Below are 17,615 nucleotides of genomic sequence, written 5' to 3'. Positions count from 1 at the left end.
GCCCGCCAAGCCCGCACCGAAGGCCGCGCCGAAGAACGGCGCCAACCCCAACTTCGGCATGAACATGCCGATGATGAGCAGCGCCTTCGACACCGCCATGTGGCTCAACGCGGCCTGACAAGGCCCCCCCGAAGCGCCTGCGGCGCTCCCCCCCCAGGGGGGCGGCCCCAGCGGCCCGGCAAAGCCGGTTCCGCGGCGCCCACTTGGTTTGATCGGCGGCCTGCGGGCCGCCTTTCTCATGGCGACACGCTGACGGCCTGCGCCAATGCCACGTACTCGGCCACCGGCACCTCCTCGGCGCGGCGCTGGGTGTCGAAGCTGCCGGCGAAGCCCTGCTCGTCCAGCCAGCGGCCCAGGGTGTGGCGCAGCAGCTTGCGGCGCTGCGAGAAGGCCACCGTCACCAGGGCCGACAGGCGGGCTTCGTCCAATTGCGGCGGCGTGGCCAATGGCACCATGCGCACGATGGCCGACACCACCCGCGGCGGCGGGTCGAAAGCCTCGGGCGACACGTCGAACAGCGCGTCGATGCGGTAGCGCCACTGCAGCATCACGCTGAGGCGGCCGTAATCCTTGCCGCCGGGGCTGGCGGCCATGCGGTCGACCACCTCCTTCTGCAGCATGAAGACCTGGTCGACCACCCGCGGCGCCACCGCCAGCAGGTGGAACAGGATCGGTGTGGAGATGTTGTAGGGCAGGTTGCCGACCACCCGCAGCGGTGCACCGGCGGCATCCGCCAGCGCAGCGAAATCGACCTGCAGCACATCGGCCTCGACCACGGTGACGCCCGGGCGTTGGCGCCAGCGCACCGCCAGGTCACGGTCGAGCTCGACGACAGTCAGCGCGCCACAGCGCTCCAGCAGCGGCTGGGTCATGGCGCCCAGCCCGGGCCCGATCTCCACCAGCGGCTGGCCCGGCTTGGGCGCGATGGCCCGCACGATCTGGTCGATCACCACCGCGTCGACCAGGAAATGCTGGCCGAAGCGCTTGCGGGCGATGTGCTGGCTCACACCGGCGGCTCGCGCATCTCGACGTAGGCGCGCAGGCGCAGCTCCTTGGCCCATTCCAGGTAGGTGCTCTCGAACTTGGATTCGCGCAGCCGCGCTCGGGCCTGCTCGCGCACTTCCTTGGGGTCGAGCGTGGCGCTGCGCCGTTCCAGGACCTGGATCAGGTGCACGCCGAAGCGCGAACCCACCGGCGGCGAGATGCCGCCCGGCGACAGGCGGTTCATCGCCTCCTCGAACTCGGGCACGAAGTTGCCGGGCGAGGCCCAGCCCAGGTCGCCACCGCCGGCAGCGCTGCCGTCCTCGGACACCTCGCGGGCGACATCGTCGAACTTGCGCTCGCCGCGCTCGATCTGCGCGCGCAGTGTCTCCAGCCGGCGCGCCACCTGGGCGGCCTGGGCGGCATCGGCGGCGCGCATCAGGATGTGGCGGGCGCGGGTCTGGGTGACCTTGTAGGGGTCGTCGCCCTGGCGGTCGATCACCTTCAGGATGTGGAAGCCGGCGGCGCTGCGCACCGGCTGCGGCGTGATCTGCCCCACCGCCACGCCCTTGGTGGCGGAGACGAACAGGTCCGGCAGGCGGTCGGCCGGCCGCATGCCGAGCTCGCCGCCGGCCTCGCGGTTGGCGTCTTCGCTGAGTTCACGGGCGACCTTGGAGAAATCCTCGCCGGCACGCAGCCGGGCCAGGGCCTGCTCGGCACGGGCCTGGCGCTGGGCCACGACGTCGGCCGCCGCACCTTCGGGCACGGTCACCAGGATCTGCGCCAGGTTCAGCTCGTCGCCGACGGCGGCCTGGGCCTGGCGTGCAGCCAGGGCCTGGTCGATGTCGGCATCGGTGATGCGGATGCGCTGGTTGACCTCGCGCTCGCGCACCCGCTCGACCAGGATCTGGTCGCGCAGGTTGCTGCGGAAGCGCGGCAGGTCCATGCCGTCGGCGCGCAGGCGGTCGCGCAGCTGCAGCACGGTGAGCTGGTTCTGCGCCGCGATGTTGGCGATGGCGCGGTCGATGTCGCCATCGTCCACCCGCTGGCCGCTCTCCCGCGCATGGGTGATCTGCACCCGTTCGTCGATCAGCGCGTCCAGCACCTGCTGGCGCAGGCTGTCGTCGTCGGGCAGACGGGTGTTGTCGCGGCGGGCGTCGGCCTTGATCCGGTCCAGCCGCTGCTGCAGCTCCACCGCGGTGACCAGCTCGGTGTTGACCACCGCGACGATGAAGTCGCCAGGGCGGCTGGCCGCCCGGCCACCTGCCGTTTGCGCCTGCACGCTGCTGCAGGCCAGCAGCACGGCCAGGGCCCAGGCGGCGGTGCGCCGGCCGGAGATGCCGGAAGGAGGTGGTGTGTGGGTCATGGCTCGGGATTGGAGAACGGGGTGCTTCGCGGCTCGCGCAGCAGCCGGTAGCCAGGGACATTGTCCTTCAAGGCCTGCAGCGGGTTGGAACCCAGGCGCGACAGGCCGACCAGCTCCAGCTGCAGCATCAGCCGGGTGGTGGCCTCGGCGCGGCCGGTGGACAGCCGTTCGGAGACGATGCGGGCGATCCAGCAGCCGGTGTCGTACTCGGCGCCGACCAGTGAATCGGTCATGCGGCGGTCGCGCAGGCTGTAGTTGAGCCGGCCCACGACATACAGCGTGCCGCCGCAGCCACCGGACGCGCCCACCGGCGTGGCCTGGCCCTTCCACAGCGGCCATTGCCAGCCCAGCTCGACCTGCTCGGACAGGCCACGCGCCAGCCGGTAGCCGGCCGACAGGGTGCGGAACGGCCCGGGCTGGTAGCGCACGCCGATGATCGAGCGCACCACGCGCTGGTTGTCGGGGTTGTACTGCAGCGCGGCATCCAGCTTCCAGGGGTTGAAGACCGAACTGCTGCCCTCGACCAGCACATCGGAAAAGCGCTGCGACAGCACGTCGCCCGACAGCACCACCCGCTGGTCGCGGAAACGGATGCGCTGGGCCAGGCCCAGGCGCAGGGTTTCGGCGCCGGTGGCCGCATCGACCAGCCGGGTGGTGACGCCGGCGGTGACCTGGTGCGCGTCGCTGACGCGGTCGATGCCGGAGAAGGCGTTCTCGGCGTAGATCGACACCGCGTTGAAGTCGCGCTCGGCGGCATCGAAGTTCGGCAGGCCGGCCTGGTCGCGGAACGGCGTGTTGACGTAGAGCAGGCGCGGCTCCAGCGTCTGCCGCTGGGCGCGGCCGAACCAGTGGCTGTCGCGCTCGAACACCATGCCGGCATCGACGCTGGTGGTCGGAATCACCCGCGAATCACGCTGCCGCGGCTGGCCGGGGGACTCGAAGCTGTAGCTGGCGGCGTTGAGGGTGAGCCGCGGCGTCAGCCAGGCGCCGGGCCAGGTGAACGGCCGGCTCAGCTGGCCCAGCACATGCCAGCGCCAGCCGGTGGGCACGTTGCGGTCGGCCGTGCCGGTGGTGCGGGTGAAGTGGTTGACCTCGGTTTCCAGCGAGGCGCGCAGCCCGGCGGGCAGCACCGGTGCCAGCCGCAGGCCCAGCTGCGGGCTGCGCTGGTAGGGCGCCACGATCAGGTCGCTGCCGGTGCCGGTCTGCAGCACCTGCCAGTGCTGCACCCGGGCATAGGCCTGCAGCGGGCCCAGCGCGGTGGTCAGTTCGCGCTGCAGCTGCACGTCCTGCCCCAGCAGGCGCGGCGAGGTGGACGGCACGATGGCCGGGAAGTCCTTCCAGTAGCTGTCGTCCGACACCCGCAGCAGCCTGGCGCGGTACCGGGTGGAGCGGCCCAGCCAGCCGGCGTTGTCGATCTCCCAGCCGAAGCGGGTGCTGCTGACGGTGCGGTCGTCGGGCAGCAGGTGCAGGCGCAGGCGGCCGTTGTGGCGCGGCTCGAGGTAGCGGAACTCGCTGTCCAGCGCCAGGCCGCGGCGGGTGAGCACGGTGGGGGTGAAGGTGGCGTCGCGGTTGGGCGCGATGTTCCAGTAGTACGGCACGCCCAGCTCGAAGCCGCTGCGGCTGTCCAGCCCGATGGTGGGCGGCAGCCAGCCGCTCTTGCGGTCGTCGGTCAGCGGAAAGCTCAGCACCGGCAGGCCGAGGATGGGCACGCCCAGGAACTGCAGCACCGCGCCCTCGGCCACGCCCTCGTTGGCCTCGAAGTCGAGCTTGACGCGGTCGGTGCGCAGCAGCCAGTCGGGTTCACCGCCACCATCGCGCGGGCAGCTGGAGTAGATGGCGTTGTAGGCGCGCGAGCGCTCGCTGTCGAGGAAATCGATGCGGTCGGCACGGCCGCCGGCGCCGACGCGGTCGAACTCGAACTCGGGCTGCAGGAAGAAACCCTCGAAGCGCTGCACCTGCAGCTGCAGCTCGGTGCCGGTGTAGCGCACGCCGTCACGGCCGATGAAGACCTTGCCCTTGGCCAGCGCGGTGTCGCTGGCGCTGTCGTAGCGCAGCCGGTCGGCCTTGATCAGCACGCCGGCGCGGCGGAACTCCACCGCGCCCTCGGCCACCGCGTCCAGGTCGGGCCGCACCTTGACCTCGTCGGCCAGCAGGATCATCGGCCGCTGACGCGATGCCGCGCTGCCGGCCGCCGGCGCCAGCGAAGTGCTGGGCTGCAGCGGCGCCGGCTCGGCCGCCCAGACGGACTGGCACAGCAGCGCCGCGGCCAGCGGAATCAGCGCGAGGCGGCGGGGGCAGGAGACGGCGGTGGAGGCGGCGCGGACAGGGTGCACGGCAGGGCGGGAAGACAGGATGGCCGGCCGGCTGGCGCCACCGCGACACCGGCCAGTCGCCGGGGCCCGTGCCCCAGGCGCTGCGCCGGCGGTTCGTAGAATCGTTCGATTATGTCGTCTGCCCTGCCCGCGTCCTCGTCCCACCAGCCGCCCGCCGCCACCGGCGTGGCCTGGCCCGATGCCCAGCGCGAGGCAGCGTTCTGGCGCTGGTTCACGCCGCTGGCGGCGCAACTGGGCCTGCAGGCCGACAGCCTGGCGCCGGCCTCGGCCGATGCCAGCTTCCGCCGCTACCTGCGGGTGCAGGCAGCCGACGGCAGCAGCCGCATCGTGATGGACGCGCCGCCACCGCAGGAAGACGTGCGCCCGTTCATCGACATCGCCGGCCGCATCGCCGCCGCGGGTCTGCATGCGCCGGCGGTGCTGGCCAGCGACGCGGACCAGGGCTTCGTGCTGCTGGCCGACCTGGGCCGCCAGCTTTACCTGCCCACGCTGCAGGCCGCCGCACCGGACCAGGCCGACCAACTGATGCGCGAGGCCGTGACTGCCCTGGTGCACTGGCAGCGCCACATGGACGGCACCGGCCTGCCGGCCTACGACGACGCGCTGCTGCGCCGCGAGCTGGCGCTGTTCCCCGACTGGTGCGTGCAGCGCGAACACGGCATCACCTGGACGGCCACCCAGCAGGCCACCTGGGACAGGCTGTGCGACACCCTGGTGGCCAGCGCCCTGGCCCAGCCCACGGTGGTGGTGCACCGCGACTGGATGCCGCGCAACCTGATGATCGCCACGCCCAATCCCGGCATCCTGGACTTCCAGGATGCGGTGGTCGGGCCCATCACCTACGACATCGCCTCGCTGCTGCGCGACGCCTTCCACAGCTGGGACGAGGCGCAGGAGATCGACTGGGCCGCCCGCTGGTGGCAGCAGGCGCGTGCGGCCGGCCTGTTCGGCGAGCATGACTTCGCCACCGACTTCGGCGAATGCTGGCGCGCGCTGGAATGGATGGGCCTGCAGCGCCACCTGAAGGTGCTGGGCATCTTCTGCCGCCTGAAGCACCGCGACGGCAAGCCGGCCTATGCGGCCGACCTGCCGCGTTTCTTCGCCTATGCCACCAAGGTGGCGCTGCGCTACCGCGAGCTCAAGCCGCTGGTCGGGCTGATCGAGCCGATGACCGGCGCGCTGACCACCACCGCCTTCTCACTGCGCTGACGGCCCGGCCGGCGGCGGCCCGGCCCAGGGCCGCGTCTCGCAGCCGGCGGCAGTGAGCCAGGGGTCCTTGTCCTCGCCGCCGAACAGGTCGATCAGGAAATCGAGGAACACCCGGGTGCGCGCCGGCAGGTGCTTGCGGCTGGGCATGGCCGCCCAGATGGTGATGGAGAACAGCCGCCACATCGGCAGCACCCGCTCCAGCGCGTTCTCCAGCAACGCATCCTCCAGCACGAAGGACGGCAGGCCGGCGATGCCCAGGCCGTGCAGCGCACCGGCATAGGTGGTGTCGATGTGGGTGGACGACAGCACCGACCGGCTGGGCACCAGGGTGACCGACTCGGCCGGGGCGTCATCGGGCCCGTTGCCGCCGGCCTGGAAGGTGATGCCGCGCTGCAGGTCGCTGATCGGTGGCAGCAGGGTGTCGTGGTGCACCAGCTCGCTGGGGTGGCTGGGGCGGCCGCGGGCGTCCAGGTACTCGGGCGAGGCGCACATCACCACTTCGGTGCGGGCCAGTCGGCGGGCGATGAAGTCGCCTTCCAGCGGCCGGCGCGAGGCCACGATGGTCAGGTCGAAGCTGTCGTCCATGGTCTCCACCGGGCCGGGCGAGTGCAGTTCCACCGTCACCTGCGGATACAGGCGGCGGAAGGCGGCCAGGTTCTTCACCACCTGGTGCACCGCCAGCGCGGGCGGCAGCAGCACCCGCAGATGGCCGCGCGGCTCGCCGACGGCATTGGCCACCCGCACCGCGGCCTCGTCCACATCGGCCAGGATCTGGCGCACCCGCTGCAGGTAGTCGTCACCGGCCTCGGTGAAGCTCAGCCGCCGGGTGGTGCGGTTCATCAGCCGCGCGCCCAGGTGCTCTTCCAGCTCGGCGATCACCCGCGTCACCACGGCCGGCGCCATGTCCAGCACCCGGGCGGCACCGGCAAAGCTGCCCTCGTCGGCCACCTTGGCCAGCACCCGCATTGCACGCAATTGGTCCATGGCTGATTATGGATTACAAAGTTGTAATCTTTCGGTAATCTGGGTTCTGAAAGGCGATTATTCCCAAATCAGCAACGAACCATTGCGGATCTGCTGGTTTTTCCCATCAGGGTTGATCTCTACAGTTCACCCCATCGATGAGCCGGAACACACCAAGCGACTCACCGAGACCGGACAGAACCGCCGCCCTGACGGGCCCCGACGCTCCGGCTTTCGTTCAACGCAACCACTGGAAATCATCATGACCCACACCCGCCAACTCCTCGCCGTCGCCGCTGTCACCGCTGCATCGCTGCTCAGCGCCGGCGCAGCCTTCGCCCAGGAAGCCACCCCCGACACCTGGCTGCAGGTGCAGAGCACCAAGAGCCGCGCCGACGTGAGCGCCGAGCTCGTCGCCGCCCGCCAGTCGGGCCTGACCAAGGCCTGGTCGGCCGGCTACATGGAGCCGGTGCGCACCAGCGCCCTGCGCGCCACGGTCCAGGCCAGCACGCTGCAGGCCATCGCCAGCGGCGAACTGAAGGCCATCAACGCCGAGGTCTACAGCTTCACGCCGGCCGCCGCCCCGACCCTGGCCGCCAAGTAAGCCGACAGCCCCACCGCATCCAACCCATCCACAGGACACCACCATGACCACCACCCGCCAACGCATCGCCGCCGCCGCCATCGCCCTGCTGGGCGCCAGCGCCGCCTTCGCCCAGGAAGCCACGCCCGACACCTGGCTGCAGAGCGCGCAGAGCACCAAGAGCCGTGCCGACGTGAGCGCCGAACTGACCGCCGCCCGCCAGTCGGGCCTGACCAAGGCCTGGTCGGCCGGCTACATGGAGCCGGTGCGCTCCAGCGCCCTGCGCGCCGAGATCAAGGCTGCCACGCTGCAGGCCATCGGCAGCGGCGAGATCAAGGCGATCAATGCCGAGGTCTACGGCTACACGCCGGCCGCCCCGGTGCGCCTGTCGCAGGCCGCGCGCTGAGCGAGCACCCAGGCCCGCAAGGGCCAGGCATGACAACGGGCCCCGCGGGGCCCGTTGGTGTTTCTGGCGGCGCCTGCCGATCAGGGATGCGCGGCGATCACCTGGGCCACCGCCGCGGTGAGCTTCTGCGCATACGGCACATGCAGGAACTCGTTGGGCCCGTGGGCGTTGCTCTTGGGGCCCAGCACGCCGCAGACCATCATCTGCGCCCGCGGGAAGCCCTGCTGCAGCATGCTCATCAGCGGGATGGTGCCGCCCTGGCCGATGTAGGCCACCGGCGCGCCGAACTGCGCGCGCGACGCCGTGTCCAGCGCCGATTCCAGCCAGGGCGCCAGGCTGGGCGCGTTCCAGCCGTTGGCGCCCAGCGCACCGGCGCGGCCGTCGGGATGGAAGGTGACCTTGGCGTTGTAGGGCGCGTTGTCTTCCAGCAGCGCCTTGAGCTTCACCGAAGCCTCGTTGCCATCCACCAGTGGCGGCAGCCGCAGGCTGAGCTTGAAGGCGGTGTGGGGCCGCAGCACGTTGCCGGCACTCTTCATCTCCGGGAAACCGTCAACGCCAGTGACCGACAGCGTGGGCCGCCAGTGGCGGTTCAGCAGGGCCTCGGCCGGATCGGTGGTGGTGGGCAGCGTGGCCGTGCCGTCGGCACCGCAGGCCCAGGGGAAGGTCTTCCAGGCCTGGTCGCCCAGGATCTTGGCAGCGTCCTGCACCTGGGCGACGCGGTCGGCCGGGATGGCGCAGTGGAAGAACTCCGGCAGCAGCCGGCCGGTGGCCGAATCCTCCAGCCGGTCGAGCACGTTGCGCAGGATGCGGAAGCTGCTGGGCACCACGCCCGAGCTGTCGCCCGAGTGCACGCCCTCGGTGAGGATCTCCACCTTCAGCACGCCCGAGACCATGCCGCGCAGGCTGGTGGTGAGCCAGAGCTGGTCGTAGTTGCCGGCGCCCGAGTCCAGGCACACCACCAGGCTGACGTTGCCCAGGCGGGGCCGCAGCACGTCCAGGTAGGCCGGCAGGTCGTGCGAGCCGCTTTCCTCGCAGGTCTCGATCAGGCCGACGATGCGCGGGTGCGGCAGGTTCTGGGCCTTCAGCGCCTCGACCGCGGTGATGGTGGCGTAGACGGCATAGCCGTCGTCGGCGCCGCCGCGGCCGTACAGCAGGCCATCGACGTACTTGGGCGTCCACGGGCCCAGGTCGTTGCGCCAGCCGGTGAACTCGGGCTGCTTGTCGAGGTGGCCGTAGGCCACCACGGTGTCGGCACCCGCGTCATTGGCGCCGGGCTTGGTGCCGGCGATCTCGAAGAAGATCACCGGCGTGCGGCCGGGGATGCGCACCACCTCCAGGGCGAGGCCGGGCACCTTGCGGCCCTCCACCCACTGCGCGGCATCGCGCACCACCCGCTCGATGTGGCCATGGGCCGCCCAGTCGGCATCGAACATCGGGCTCTTGGCCGGGATGGCGATGTAGTCGGTCAGCGCCGGGACGATGGCCTCGTCCCAGCGTTGGCGGGAAAAGCTGCCCAGCGCGCTGGCCTCGTCGGGCTGCAGCGGCAGGTGGGGATCACGGGCGTTCATGCGGGGCTCCTTGCGGGAAGCCGCCATCGTAGCGCCGCGCCGGCGGGCCGGTGCAGGTCAGCCGAAGTGGCAGAAGCAGAGCTTGTTGCCGTCCAGATCGCGGAAGTAGCCGGCGTAGAAGCCCTCGCCGCGCTGGCCGGCCGGGCCTTCGTCGGTGCCGCCCAGGTCGATGGCCAGCTTGTACTGCGCGTCGACCTGCGCCTTGCTGCCGCACATCAGCGCCGTCATCGTGCCGTTGCCGGGGTGGGCCGGCTTGCCGTCGAACGGCAGGATCACGCTGACCATCGGCTGGTCGGGCGCGGTGCCCCAGGCGCGGCCGCGGCCGAAGTCCATCAGCATCTTGCCGCCCATCGGGGCCAGCAGGGCGTTGTAGTAGGCGGTGGCGCGTTCCAGGTCGCTGGTGCCGAGGCAGACGTAACCGATCATGGGGATCTCCGGTGTGCAGGGGTGGCCAGCGTACGGCCGGTGGCCCCGGTCGCGCCAGCGGGTTGGCCCCGGTTCAGCCGCGGGCGATCTTGAACACCGCCACGCTGGCGCGCAGGTTGGGCCAGCGGCGCACCGCGCGGCCGGCGTGGAAGCCGAAGCTGTCGAGGATCTGCAGGCCGTTGCGGCGGGCCAGCACCTCGAAGTCGGCAAAGGTGCCGACGCGGATGTTGGGCGTGTCGTACCACTGGTAAGGCAGCGTCCGCGTCACCGGCATCCGGCCCTGGGCCACGCTCAGCCGGTTGGGCCAGTGGGCGAAGTTGGGGAAGCTGACGATGCCGATGCGGCCCACCCGCGCCGTCTCGCGCAGCATCTTCTCGGTGTTGCGCAGGTGTTGCAGGGTCTGCAGCTGCAGCACGACATCGAAGCTGTGGTCATCGAACAGCGCCAGGCCGTCCTCCAGGTTCAGCTGCACCACGTTGACGCCGCGCCGGGCGCAGGCCAGCACGTTCTCGTCGGCGATCTCCACGCCGTAGCCGGTGCAGCCCTTGGCCTGCTGCAGGTGGGCCAGCAGGGCGCCATCGCCGCAGCCCAGGTCGAGCACCCGGCTGCCGGCGGGCACCAGGTCGGCGATCAGTTCCATTTCGGTGGTCACGCCGTTCATCGCTGCACCTGCCGGGCAATGCGGTCGAAGGTGGCGCGCAGCACGCCGTGGTAGCGCGGGTCCTCCAGCAGGAAGGCGTCGTGCCCGTGGGGTGCGGCGATCTCGGCGTAGCTGACGTCGATGCGGTTGTCGACCAGGGCCTTGACGATCTCGCGGCTGCGTGCCGGCGAGAAGCGCCAGTCGGTGGTGAAGCTGACCACGGTGAAGCGCTTGCCCCGGGCCGCGGCGAACGCCGCCGACAGATCGCCGCCAAACGCCGCCGCGGGGTCGAAGTAGTCCAGCGCGCGGGTGATCAGCAGGTAGGTGTTGGCGTCGAAGTAGGTGCTGAACTTGTCGCCCTGGTAGCGCAGGTAGCTCTCGATCTGGAACTCGATGTCCTGGGTGGAATAGCCCAGCTCGGCGGCGCGCATCTGGCGGCCGAACTTCTCCTCCATCGAGTCGTCGCTGAGGTAGGTGATGTGGCCGATCATGCGCGCCACCCGCAGGCCGCGCTGCGGCACCACGCCATGGGCGTAGAAGTGGCCGCCGTGGAAGTCGGGGTCGGTGATGATGGCGCGGCGCGCCACCTCGTTGAAGGCGATGTTCTGCGCCGACAGGTTGGGCGCGGTGGCCACGGCCACGCATTCACCCACGCGTTGGCCGTGGCGCAGCGTCCAGCTCAGCGCCTGCATGCCGCCCAGGCTGCCGCCCAGCACGGCGGCCAGGCGGTCGATGCCCAGCACGTCCAGCAGGCGGGCCTGGGCGTCGACCCAGTCTTCCACCGTCACCACCGGGAAGTCGGCGCCCCAGGGCCGGCCGGTGGCCGGATGCATGTGCATCGGCCCGGTCGAGCCGAAGCAGGAGCCCAGGTTGTTGATGCCGATGACGAAGAACTTGTCGGTGTCCAGCGGCTTGCCGGGGCCCACCAGGTTGTCCCACCAGCCCTCGCTCTTGTCCTGGCCGGCGTAGGTGCCGGCCACGTGGTGGCTGGCGTTCAGCGCATGGCAGACCAGCACCGCATTGCTGCGCGCGGCGTTCAGCGTGCCATAGGTCTCGTAGACCAGTTCATAGCCGGGCAGCTGCGCACCGCTGCGCAGCGGCAGCGGCGCGTCGAAGCGCTGGGTCTGGGGAGTGACGTGGCCGAGGGCGCCCATGGTGGATGACGAGTGCGTGTGTGACAGCTGCCAAGAAAAAACCCGGTGCCGCTAGCCAAGCGGTCCACCGGGTCGGGCGTCACACTTTTAGCGGCATTTTTAAAGCGCCCGCAATCAGGACCAAATCGGCGCTGCGCCGGAGTCTATCAGCGGGAAATGCAGCCTTTGGCCGGCGCTGTTCGACCGATCGGTGCCGACCTCGCGGCGTCCAATCGACCGCATGCCCTCCTGGTTGATCACGCTGGACCGGTACTTCCCGATCCGCTACCTCACCCTCGCCACCGCGGCGCTGCTGCTCGCCGGCGGGCTGGCGCTGTGGCTGGTGCAGCCGGTGCCGGGCTGGCCGCTGGCCCTGGTGGCCGCCGGCGCCGCGGGCCTGGCCATCGGCATCAGCGACCTGCGCCAGACCCGCCATGCGCTGCTGCGCAACTACCCGGTCATCGGCCACCTGCGCTTCCTGTTCGAGTGGATCCGGCCGGAGATCCGCCAGTACTTCCTGGAGAGCGACCGCGAGGCCGTGCCCTTCAGCCGCGCCCAGCGCAGCCTGGTCTACCAGCGCAGCAAGAACGAGAGCGACAAGCGGCCCTTCGGCACCCAGCTGGACGTGCACGGCGTGGGCTACGAGTGGATCAACCACAGCCTGCAACCCAGCACGGTGGCCAGCCACGACTTCCGCACGTCCATCGGCGGAGCGCGCTGCACCCGGCCGTATGCGGCCAGCCTGTTCAACATCTCGGCGATGAGCTTCGGCGCGCTGTCGGCCAACGCCATCATGGCGCTCAACGGCGGCGCCAAGGCCGGCGGCTTTGCGCACGACACCGGCGAGGGCTCGATCAGCCAGCACCACCGGGTGCACGGCGGCGACCTGATCTGGGAGATCGGCTCGGGCTACTTCGGCTGCCGCAACGACGACGGCACGTTCAGCGCCGACAAGTTCAGCGCCAATGCGCGCGACCCGCAGGTGCGCATGATCGAGCTGAAGCTGAGCCAGGGCGCCAAGCCCGGCCACGGCGGCATGCTGCCGGGCCCGAAGGTGACCGACGAGATCGCCGCCGCCCGCGGCGTGCCGGTGGGGCAGGATTGCGTGTCCCCGGCGGCGCACAGCGCCTTCGACACGCCCATCGAGATGCTGCGCTTCATGGACCGGCTGCGCAGCCTGTCCGGCGGCAAGCCGGTGGGCTTCAAGCTGTGCATCGGCCATCCCTGGGAATGGTTCGCCATCGTCAAGGCCATGGCTGCCACCGACCTGCTGCCCGACTTCATCGTCGTCGACGGCGCCGAGGGCGGCACCGGCGCCGCACCGCTGGAGTTTGCCGACCATGTGGGCGCGCCGATGCAGGAGGGCCTGCGCCTGGTGCACAACACGCTGGTCGGCATGAACCTGCGCCAGCGCATCAAGATCGGCTGCGCCGGCAAGATCGTCAGCGCCTTCGACATCGCCCGCGCGATGGCCTTGGGTGCCGATTGGTGCAACTCGGCGCGCGGCTTCATGTTCTCGCTGGGCTGCATCCAGGCCCAGCACTGCCACACCGGCACCTGCCCCACCGGCGTGGCCACGCAGGACCCGGTGCGCCAGCAGGCGCTGGTGGTGCCCGACAAGATGACGCGCGTGGCCAACTTCCACCGCAACACGCTGGAGGCGCTGCGCGAGCTGGTGCAGGCCGCGGGCCTGCAGCATCCGCGGCAGATCACCGCCAGCCACATCGTGCGCCGCACCGGCGACCAGGAGGTGCGCCTGCTCAGCAGCCTGCTGCAGACAGTGGCGCCGGGCGAACTGCTGGCGGCCGAGCGCGGCGAGACGCCGTGGCCGCATGCGGTGTTCAGCACCTACTGGCCGCAGGCCAGCGCGGACAGCTTTGCGCAGCAGGCAGACCGCCGCACGGCCGGACGGCACCGCGAACCGGGTGCCAGCGCCCCCGCAGACGCGGGGATTGGCAGCACCCACACCATCGCCGTCCACAGCTAGCATCTGGTGAATTGTGGTCGCCTGGTTGTCCGGCGGCCCGTTTTGCAGTCCAACCAGGATCAGGTCATGAAGCTGTTGAAGATCGCCGCCGTCGTCGCGGCCTTGGGTGCGGTGGGTGCGCAGGCCGCCACGGTGGGCATGACGGTGGTCGGCTCGGCCGGTGTGAACAACGACATCTTCGCGGCCGATGGCGAAACGCCAGCATTCGAGACGCCATGGCAGGAGGGAACCGCCTGGTGGTACGGCTTGGACGAGGCCCTGACCTTCACCTTCGACCAGGCCTACCAGATCACCGGCATCACCATCAATGTCGACAACAACGACTTCTACCGTGTCGACCTGTCGACCGACGGCACAAGCTGGGTCGATTACCACACGGTGCTGGCCTTCGATGGCGCGGCCGATTTCGGCATGGACACCTTCACCCCCAGCAAGCCGGCCACCGCTGACTTCTACCGCCTTGCCCGCGTGACCGCGCTGGCTGGCGACGGCTCCTACAGCGTCGGTGAACTGCAATTCAATGGCGTGGCCGCCCCGGTGCCCGAGCCCGAAACCCTGGCGCTGATGCTGGGCGGCATCGCCGCCCTGGGTCTGAAGCTGCGCCGCCGCGCCGGCTGATCGCGCGCCAGCCGCGCCTGGCGCGCCGCACCAGTGCAAAGGCCGGCAGATGCCGGCCTTTTGCATGGGCGCTGCACGCGGCGCGTCAGGCCGGCGGGGCGGTGTCGATGAAGCTGGGCCGCGCGGCCAGCTTCTCGGCCAGCTTGGCCAGGTTGGGGTGGTCACCGCGCCAGTCGATGTGGCTGAAGCGGAAATCCAGGTAGCCCAGCGCCACGCCCACCGCCACGTCGGCCAGGGTGAAGTGGTTGCCGTTGCACCAGGGCTTGTCGCCCAGGCCCAGGCTCATCGCCTTGACGGCCGACTTGATGCGGCTCATCTGGCGGTCGATCCAGGCCTGGCTGCGGGCGCCTTCGCGCGGGCCCCAGGTGGCCTCCATGCGCGCCAGCAGCGCGGCATCGCACAGCCCATCGGCCAGCGCCTCCCAGGTGCGCACTTCCACCCGCTCACGGCCGGACGGCGGGATCAGCTTGCCCACCGGCGACAGGGTGTCGACATATTCGACGATCACCCGGCTGTCGAACACCGCCTCGCCGCCGTCGAGCACCAGGCAAGGCACCTTGCCCAGCGGATTCATCTTCAGCATCGCGTCGCTGCCCCAGACATCCTCGATCACCAGCTGGTAGTCGAGCTTCTTCTCGGCCATCACCACGCGGACCTTGCGCACGTAGGGACTGGTGAGGGATCCGATGAGTTTCATGGTGGGGGGTCAGGTCGCCCGGGTTTGGAGGGAAGCACGCTGGCAGGAAACAACGCTGAAATTCATTCTAGCCAAGGCGCCCCGGGCGCCGCGGACAAGGCACCGGCGTGTGGGGATCATCGCGGCAGCGTCCAGTCGACCCGCGCCGGGCGCCCCGGCAGCGCCAGGCTGGCCGTCGCCGCCGGCGTGCGGGCCAGCACCTGGCCGCGCCGCACCACCAGCAGCCGGGTGGCCCGCAGGCGCAGCGCCTCCACCGGGTTGCGGGCCTGCAGCAGCACCATGTCGGCCGGCGCGCCCACCACCAGGCCGTCGGCCGGCAGGCCCAGCACGCGGGCAGCGTTCACCGTCACCGCGTCGAAGCAGGCGCGCATGCGGGCCTGGCTGGTCATCTGGCCCACATGCAGGCCCATCGAGGCCACCTCCAGCATGCAGCCCGAGCCCAGCGCGTACCAGGGGTCCATCACGCAATCCTGCCCGAAGGCGACGTTGACGCCGGCGTCCATCAGCTCGGGCACGCGGGTCATGCCGCGGCGCTTGGGGTAGGTGTCGTGGCGGCCCTGCAGCGTGATGTTGATCAGCGGGTTGGCCACCGCATGCACGCCGGCCTCGGCGATCAGCGGCAGCAGCTTGCTGACGTAGTAGTTGTCCATCGAGTGCATGGACGTGAGGTGCGAGCCGGTGACGCGGCCCTGCAGGCCCAGGCGCCGGGTGTGGAAGGCCAGGGTCTCGATGTGGCGCGACAGCGGGTCGTCGCTTTCATCGCAGTGCATGTCCACGCGCAGGCCGCGCGCGGCGGCCAGCTCGCAGAGGATCTTCACACTCTCGGCGCCATCGGCCATGGTGCGCTCGAAGTGCGGGATGCCACCGACCACATCCACGCCCAGGTCGAGCGCGCGTTGCAGGTTGTCGAGCGCGCCGGGCGCACGCAGCACGCCGTCCTGCGGGAAGGCCACCAACTGCAGGTCCAGATAGGGCGCCACCCGGCGCTTGACCTCCAGCAGCGCGCGCACCGCCAGCAGGCGCGCATCGCACACATCCACATGGCTGCGGATGGCCAGCAGGCCGCGGGCCACCGCCCAGTCGCAGTACTGCAGTGCGCGCTCGATCAGGGCCTCTTCGGTCAGCAGCGGCTTCAGTTCGCCCCACAGCGCGATGCCCTCCAACAGCGTGCCGCTGGCATTGACCCGTGGCTGGCCGTAGCTCAGCGTCGAGTCCATGTGGAAGTGGGGGTCGACGAAGGGCGGGCTCAGCAGCCAGCCGGCGGCGTCGATGTCGTCGCTGCCGGCCGGGGCCGGCTGGCCGTGGAACAGGTGGTCGCCCAGGGCGGCGATGCGGCCGTCCTGCACCAGGATGTCGATGCCGGTGCGGCCGTCGGGCAGGGTGGCGTTGCGGATCAGCATGGCGGGCGTGTCGGTGGTCGGAAGAGGCCGGCAGTGTCGCCCGGCGGGCCGGCAGTGTCTCCAGGTTGGTGCGTGCGGTGGCAACATCGGCGCATGCTCAGCCCTGCACAGCAATTGCGATACCAGGCCGACGGCTTCCTGGTGCTGCCCGGCTTCAAGTCGGCCGCCGAGGTGGCGGCGCTTCGCCAGCGCGCCGGCGAGATCGTCGACGCCTTCGACGCCGACAGCCACCGCGCCATCTTCTCCACCAGCGACCAGGCGCGCCGTGCGGCCAGCGATGACTTCCTGGCCTCGGCCGGGGGCATCCAGTGCTTCTTCGAGGAGGAAGCGTTCGACGCCACCGGCCGGCTGCGGCAGGCCAAGGCGCTGTCGATCAACAAGATCGGCCATGCGATGCACGACCTGGACCCGGTATTCGCCGCCTTCTCACGCGGGCCGGCACTGGCCGAACTGGCGGCCGACCTGGGCCTGCAGCAGCCGCAGCTGTGGCAGAGCATGTACATCTTCAAGCAGCCGGGCATCGGTGGCGAGGTGAAGTGGCACCAGGACGCCAGCTTCTTCGACACCACGCCATCGACGGTGACCGGCTTCTGGTTTGCGCTGGAAGACGCCACGGTGGACAACGGCTGTCTGTGGATGCAACCTGGCGGCCACTGCGGGCCGCTGCGCGAGCGCTTCGTGCGCGAGGGCGATGCGGTGCGCATGGAGGCACTGGACACCACGCCCTGGCCCGACAGGTCCACCGCCGTGCCGGTGCCGGCCGAGGCGGGCACGCTGGTGGTCTTCCACGGCCTGCTGCCGCACTGGAGCGCACCGAACCGGTCCGACCGGTCGCGGCACGCGTACACCCTGCATGCCACCGATGGCCGTGCCACCTACGCAGCGCACAACTGGCTGCAGCGGGCTGCGGGGTTCCCGGTCAGAGGATTTGATTGACGGGCTTGGGCTCGTTGCGGACATGCCTTGATTTGCGCGAGGACGAGGCCGGCGGGTGACTGGCTGACTCCATGTCCCCCGTCCTACACGCCGCAAGCGGCGCATAGGACTCCTCCTCCACTTACGTCAGCCAGTCACCCGCCGTCCTCGTCCAGCCACCGTCTCCGCGCGCGGCGAAGGTCCCAGTGGTGGCTGAGCGCCGGGCCGGGAGGGCCTGCTTTGCGGAGGTCAAGACACCGTTGTGCGTGTCAAGCGGCGCTTGGCTTCAGATGGTCAGCATTGAAGGGCTTGCCAGATCGCAGCACGCCGTAGGCGATGGCCAGCAGCTTGTGCATGCACGCCACCACGATCACCTTGCCCGGCTTGCCT

At 70.5% G+C, this 17,615-nt stretch carries 16 protein-coding genes, 1 pseudogene and 1 riboswitch; of the genes and pseudogenes, 6 read left to right on the top strand and 11 right to left on the bottom strand.

Going from position 1 to position 17,615, the window contains the following annotated elements; translation table 11 throughout:
• Positions 1-236: 236 nt before the first annotated feature.
• Genes rsmA through FFT10_RS24315 form a run of 3 tightly spaced genes read right to left on the bottom strand, consistent with a single transcriptional unit; the run spans position 237 to position 4,680 of the window.
• Positions 237-1,007, bottom strand: coding sequence for a 16S rRNA (adenine(1518)-N(6)/adenine(1519)-N(6))-dimethyltransferase RsmA (rsmA, locus tag FFT10_RS24325; RefSeq protein ID WP_228027291.1), 771 nt, complete (start codon positions 1,005-1,007; stop codon positions 237-239).
• Complete coding sequence (locus FFT10_RS24320) at positions 1,004-2,347, bottom strand: peptidylprolyl isomerase (RefSeq protein ID WP_137735479.1); 1,344 nt, start codon at positions 2,345-2,347, stop codon at positions 1,004-1,006. The genes rsmA and FFT10_RS24320 overlap by 4 nt, the downstream gene beginning before the upstream one ends.
• On the bottom strand, positions 2,344-4,680 hold the full coding sequence (locus FFT10_RS24315; RefSeq protein ID WP_228027290.1) for an LPS-assembly protein LptD: 2,337 nt from the start codon (positions 4,678-4,680) through the stop codon (positions 2,344-2,346). Before FFT10_RS24315 ends, FFT10_RS24320 begins: the two co-directional genes overlap by 4 nt.
• A 111-nt stretch (positions 4,681-4,791) precedes the next feature.
• Between FFT10_RS24315 and FFT10_RS24310 the strand changes: the two genes are divergently transcribed.
• Positions 4,792-5,889 (top strand): aminoglycoside phosphotransferase family protein, encoded by a 1,098-nt coding sequence (locus FFT10_RS24310; RefSeq protein ID WP_137735478.1) that lies wholly within the window; start codon positions 4,792-4,794, stop codon positions 5,887-5,889.
• Here FFT10_RS24310 and FFT10_RS24305 read toward each other — a convergent pair.
• Positions 5,878-6,873, bottom strand: a complete 996-nt coding sequence (locus FFT10_RS24305; RefSeq protein ID WP_137735477.1) for a LysR family transcriptional regulator — start codon at positions 6,871-6,873, stop codon at positions 5,878-5,880. The two genes, FFT10_RS24310 and FFT10_RS24305, sit on opposite strands and share 12 nt — an antisense overlap.
• 241 nt (positions 6,874-7,114) lie before the next feature.
• On the opposite strand from FFT10_RS24305, the gene FFT10_RS27855 reads away from it, so the two are divergent.
• Together FFT10_RS27855 and FFT10_RS24295 are read left to right on the top strand one after the other, a co-directional pair.
• Complete coding sequence (locus FFT10_RS27855; protein WP_162520908.1) at positions 7,115-7,456, top strand: DUF4148 domain-containing protein; 342 nt, start codon at positions 7,115-7,117, stop codon at positions 7,454-7,456.
• A 43-nt stretch (positions 7,457-7,499) separates the two neighbouring features.
• Positions 7,500-7,841 carry a DUF4148 domain-containing protein gene (locus tag FFT10_RS24295; RefSeq protein WP_137735475.1) on the top strand — a complete coding sequence of 114 codons (342 nt, stop codon included), beginning with the start codon at positions 7,500-7,502 and terminating at the stop codon, positions 7,839-7,841.
• A gap of 80 nt (positions 7,842-7,921) precedes the next feature.
• On the opposite strand, the gene FFT10_RS24290 is transcribed toward FFT10_RS24295, so the two are convergent.
• The 4 genes from FFT10_RS24290 to metX all read right to left on the bottom strand — a co-directional run bounded on the left by FFT10_RS24290 (position 7,922) and on the right by metX (position 11,629).
• Positions 7,922-9,409, bottom strand: a complete 1,488-nt coding sequence (locus FFT10_RS24290) for a M20 family metallopeptidase (protein WP_137735474.1) — start codon at positions 9,407-9,409, stop codon at positions 7,922-7,924.
• A gap of 57 nt (positions 9,410-9,466) precedes the next feature.
• Positions 9,467-9,835 carry a VOC family protein gene (locus FFT10_RS24285; RefSeq protein ID WP_137735473.1) on the bottom strand — a complete coding sequence of 123 codons (369 nt, stop codon included), beginning with the start codon at positions 9,833-9,835 and terminating at the stop codon, positions 9,467-9,469.
• 73 nt (positions 9,836-9,908) lie between these two features.
• Positions 9,909-10,496 carry a methionine biosynthesis protein MetW gene (metW, locus tag FFT10_RS24280; RefSeq protein ID WP_137735472.1) on the bottom strand — a complete coding sequence of 196 codons (588 nt, stop codon included), beginning with the start codon at positions 10,494-10,496 and terminating at the stop codon, positions 9,909-9,911.
• The gene (gene metX / locus FFT10_RS24275; protein WP_137735471.1) at positions 10,493-11,629 is read right to left on the bottom strand and encodes a homoserine O-succinyltransferase MetX; all 1,137 of its coding nucleotides are present in this window, start codon (positions 11,627-11,629) and stop codon (positions 10,493-10,495) included. The genes metW and metX overlap by 4 nt, the downstream gene beginning before the upstream one ends.
• A 66-nt stretch (positions 11,630-11,695) precedes the next feature.
• Positions 11,696-11,771: riboswitch (SAM riboswitch) on the bottom strand.
• A gap of 78 nt (positions 11,772-11,849) precedes the next feature.
• On the opposite strand from metX, the gene FFT10_RS24270 reads away from it, so the two are divergent.
• The gene (locus FFT10_RS24270; RefSeq protein WP_137735470.1) at positions 11,850-13,595 is read left to right on the top strand and encodes an FMN-binding glutamate synthase family protein; all 1,746 of its coding nucleotides are present in this window, start codon (positions 11,850-11,852) and stop codon (positions 13,593-13,595) included.
• 66 nt (positions 13,596-13,661) lie between these two features.
• The gene (locus tag FFT10_RS24265; protein WP_137735469.1) at positions 13,662-14,213 is read left to right on the top strand and encodes a PEP-CTERM sorting domain-containing protein; all 552 of its coding nucleotides are present in this window, start codon (positions 13,662-13,664) and stop codon (positions 14,211-14,213) included.
• A gap of 85 nt (positions 14,214-14,298) precedes the next feature.
• On the opposite strand, the gene FFT10_RS24260 is transcribed toward FFT10_RS24265, so the two are convergent.
• Together FFT10_RS24260 and FFT10_RS24255 are read right to left on the bottom strand one after the other, a co-directional pair.
• Positions 14,299-14,910, bottom strand: a complete 612-nt coding sequence (locus FFT10_RS24260) for a glutathione S-transferase family protein (RefSeq protein ID WP_137735468.1) — start codon at positions 14,908-14,910, stop codon at positions 14,299-14,301.
• Positions 14,911-15,026: 116 nt separating this feature from the next.
• Complete coding sequence (locus tag FFT10_RS24255; RefSeq protein ID WP_137735467.1) at positions 15,027-16,310, bottom strand: amidohydrolase family protein; 1,284 nt, start codon at positions 16,308-16,310, stop codon at positions 15,027-15,029.
• Positions 16,311-16,403: 93 nt separating this feature from the next.
• On the opposite strand from FFT10_RS24255, the gene FFT10_RS24250 reads away from it, so the two are divergent.
• Positions 16,404-17,246, top strand: coding sequence for a phytanoyl-CoA dioxygenase family protein (locus tag FFT10_RS24250; protein ID WP_137735466.1), 843 nt, complete (start codon positions 16,404-16,406; stop codon positions 17,244-17,246).
• 248 nt (positions 17,247-17,494) lie between these two features.
• On the opposite strand, the pseudogene FFT10_RS27850 reads toward FFT10_RS24250, so the two are convergent.
• Positions 17,495-17,615: pseudogene (locus FFT10_RS27850) on the bottom strand (IS110 family transposase); the annotation flags it as partial.

Origin of the sequence: Pseudaquabacterium pictum (assembly GCF_005403045.1) — a bacterium.
Taxonomy (GTDB): domain Bacteria; phylum Pseudomonadota; class Gammaproteobacteria; order Burkholderiales; family Burkholderiaceae_C; genus Pseudaquabacterium; species Pseudaquabacterium pictum.
Note: the sequence above shows the minus strand (reverse complement) of the source record. Positions and strands in the feature narration are given on the sequence as shown.

Bases quoted from the DNA above. Each gene is read 5' to 3' on its own strand.
- FFT10_RS24320 (WP_137735479.1), bottom strand. From the start codon at position 2,347: ATGACCCACACACCACCTCCTTCCGGCATCTCCGGCCGGCGCACCGCC.
- FFT10_RS24255 (WP_137735467.1), bottom strand. From the start codon at position 16,310: ATGCTGATCCGCAACGCCACCCTGCCCGACGGCCGCACCGGCATCGAC.
- metX (WP_137735471.1), bottom strand. From the start codon at position 11,629: ATGGGCGCCCTCGGCCACGTCACTCCCCAGACCCAGCGCTTCGACGCG.
- FFT10_RS24290 (WP_137735474.1), bottom strand. From the start codon at position 9,409: ATGAACGCCCGTGATCCCCACCTGCCGCTGCAGCCCGACGAGGCCAGC.
- FFT10_RS24250 (WP_137735466.1), top strand. From the start codon at position 16,404: ATGCTCAGCCCTGCACAGCAATTGCGATACCAGGCCGACGGCTTCCTG.
- FFT10_RS27855 (WP_162520908.1), top strand. From the start codon at position 7,115: ATGACCCACACCCGCCAACTCCTCGCCGTCGCCGCTGTCACCGCTGCA.
- FFT10_RS24265 (WP_137735469.1), top strand. From the start codon at position 13,662: ATGAAGCTGTTGAAGATCGCCGCCGTCGTCGCGGCCTTGGGTGCGGTG.
- FFT10_RS24260 (WP_137735468.1), bottom strand. From the start codon at position 14,910: ATGAAACTCATCGGATCCCTCACCAGTCCCTACGTGCGCAAGGTCCGC.
- FFT10_RS24305 (WP_137735477.1), bottom strand. From the start codon at position 6,873: ATGGACCAATTGCGTGCAATGCGGGTGCTGGCCAAGGTGGCCGACGAG.
- metW (WP_137735472.1), bottom strand. From the start codon at position 10,496: ATGAACGGCGTGACCACCGAAATGGAACTGATCGCCGACCTGGTGCCC.
- FFT10_RS24285 (WP_137735473.1), bottom strand. From the start codon at position 9,835: ATGATCGGTTACGTCTGCCTCGGCACCAGCGACCTGGAACGCGCCACC.
- FFT10_RS24295 (WP_137735475.1), top strand. From the start codon at position 7,500: ATGACCACCACCCGCCAACGCATCGCCGCCGCCGCCATCGCCCTGCTG.
- FFT10_RS24270 (WP_137735470.1), top strand. From the start codon at position 11,850: ATGCCCTCCTGGTTGATCACGCTGGACCGGTACTTCCCGATCCGCTAC.
- FFT10_RS24310 (WP_137735478.1), top strand. From the start codon at position 4,792: ATGTCGTCTGCCCTGCCCGCGTCCTCGTCCCACCAGCCGCCCGCCGCC.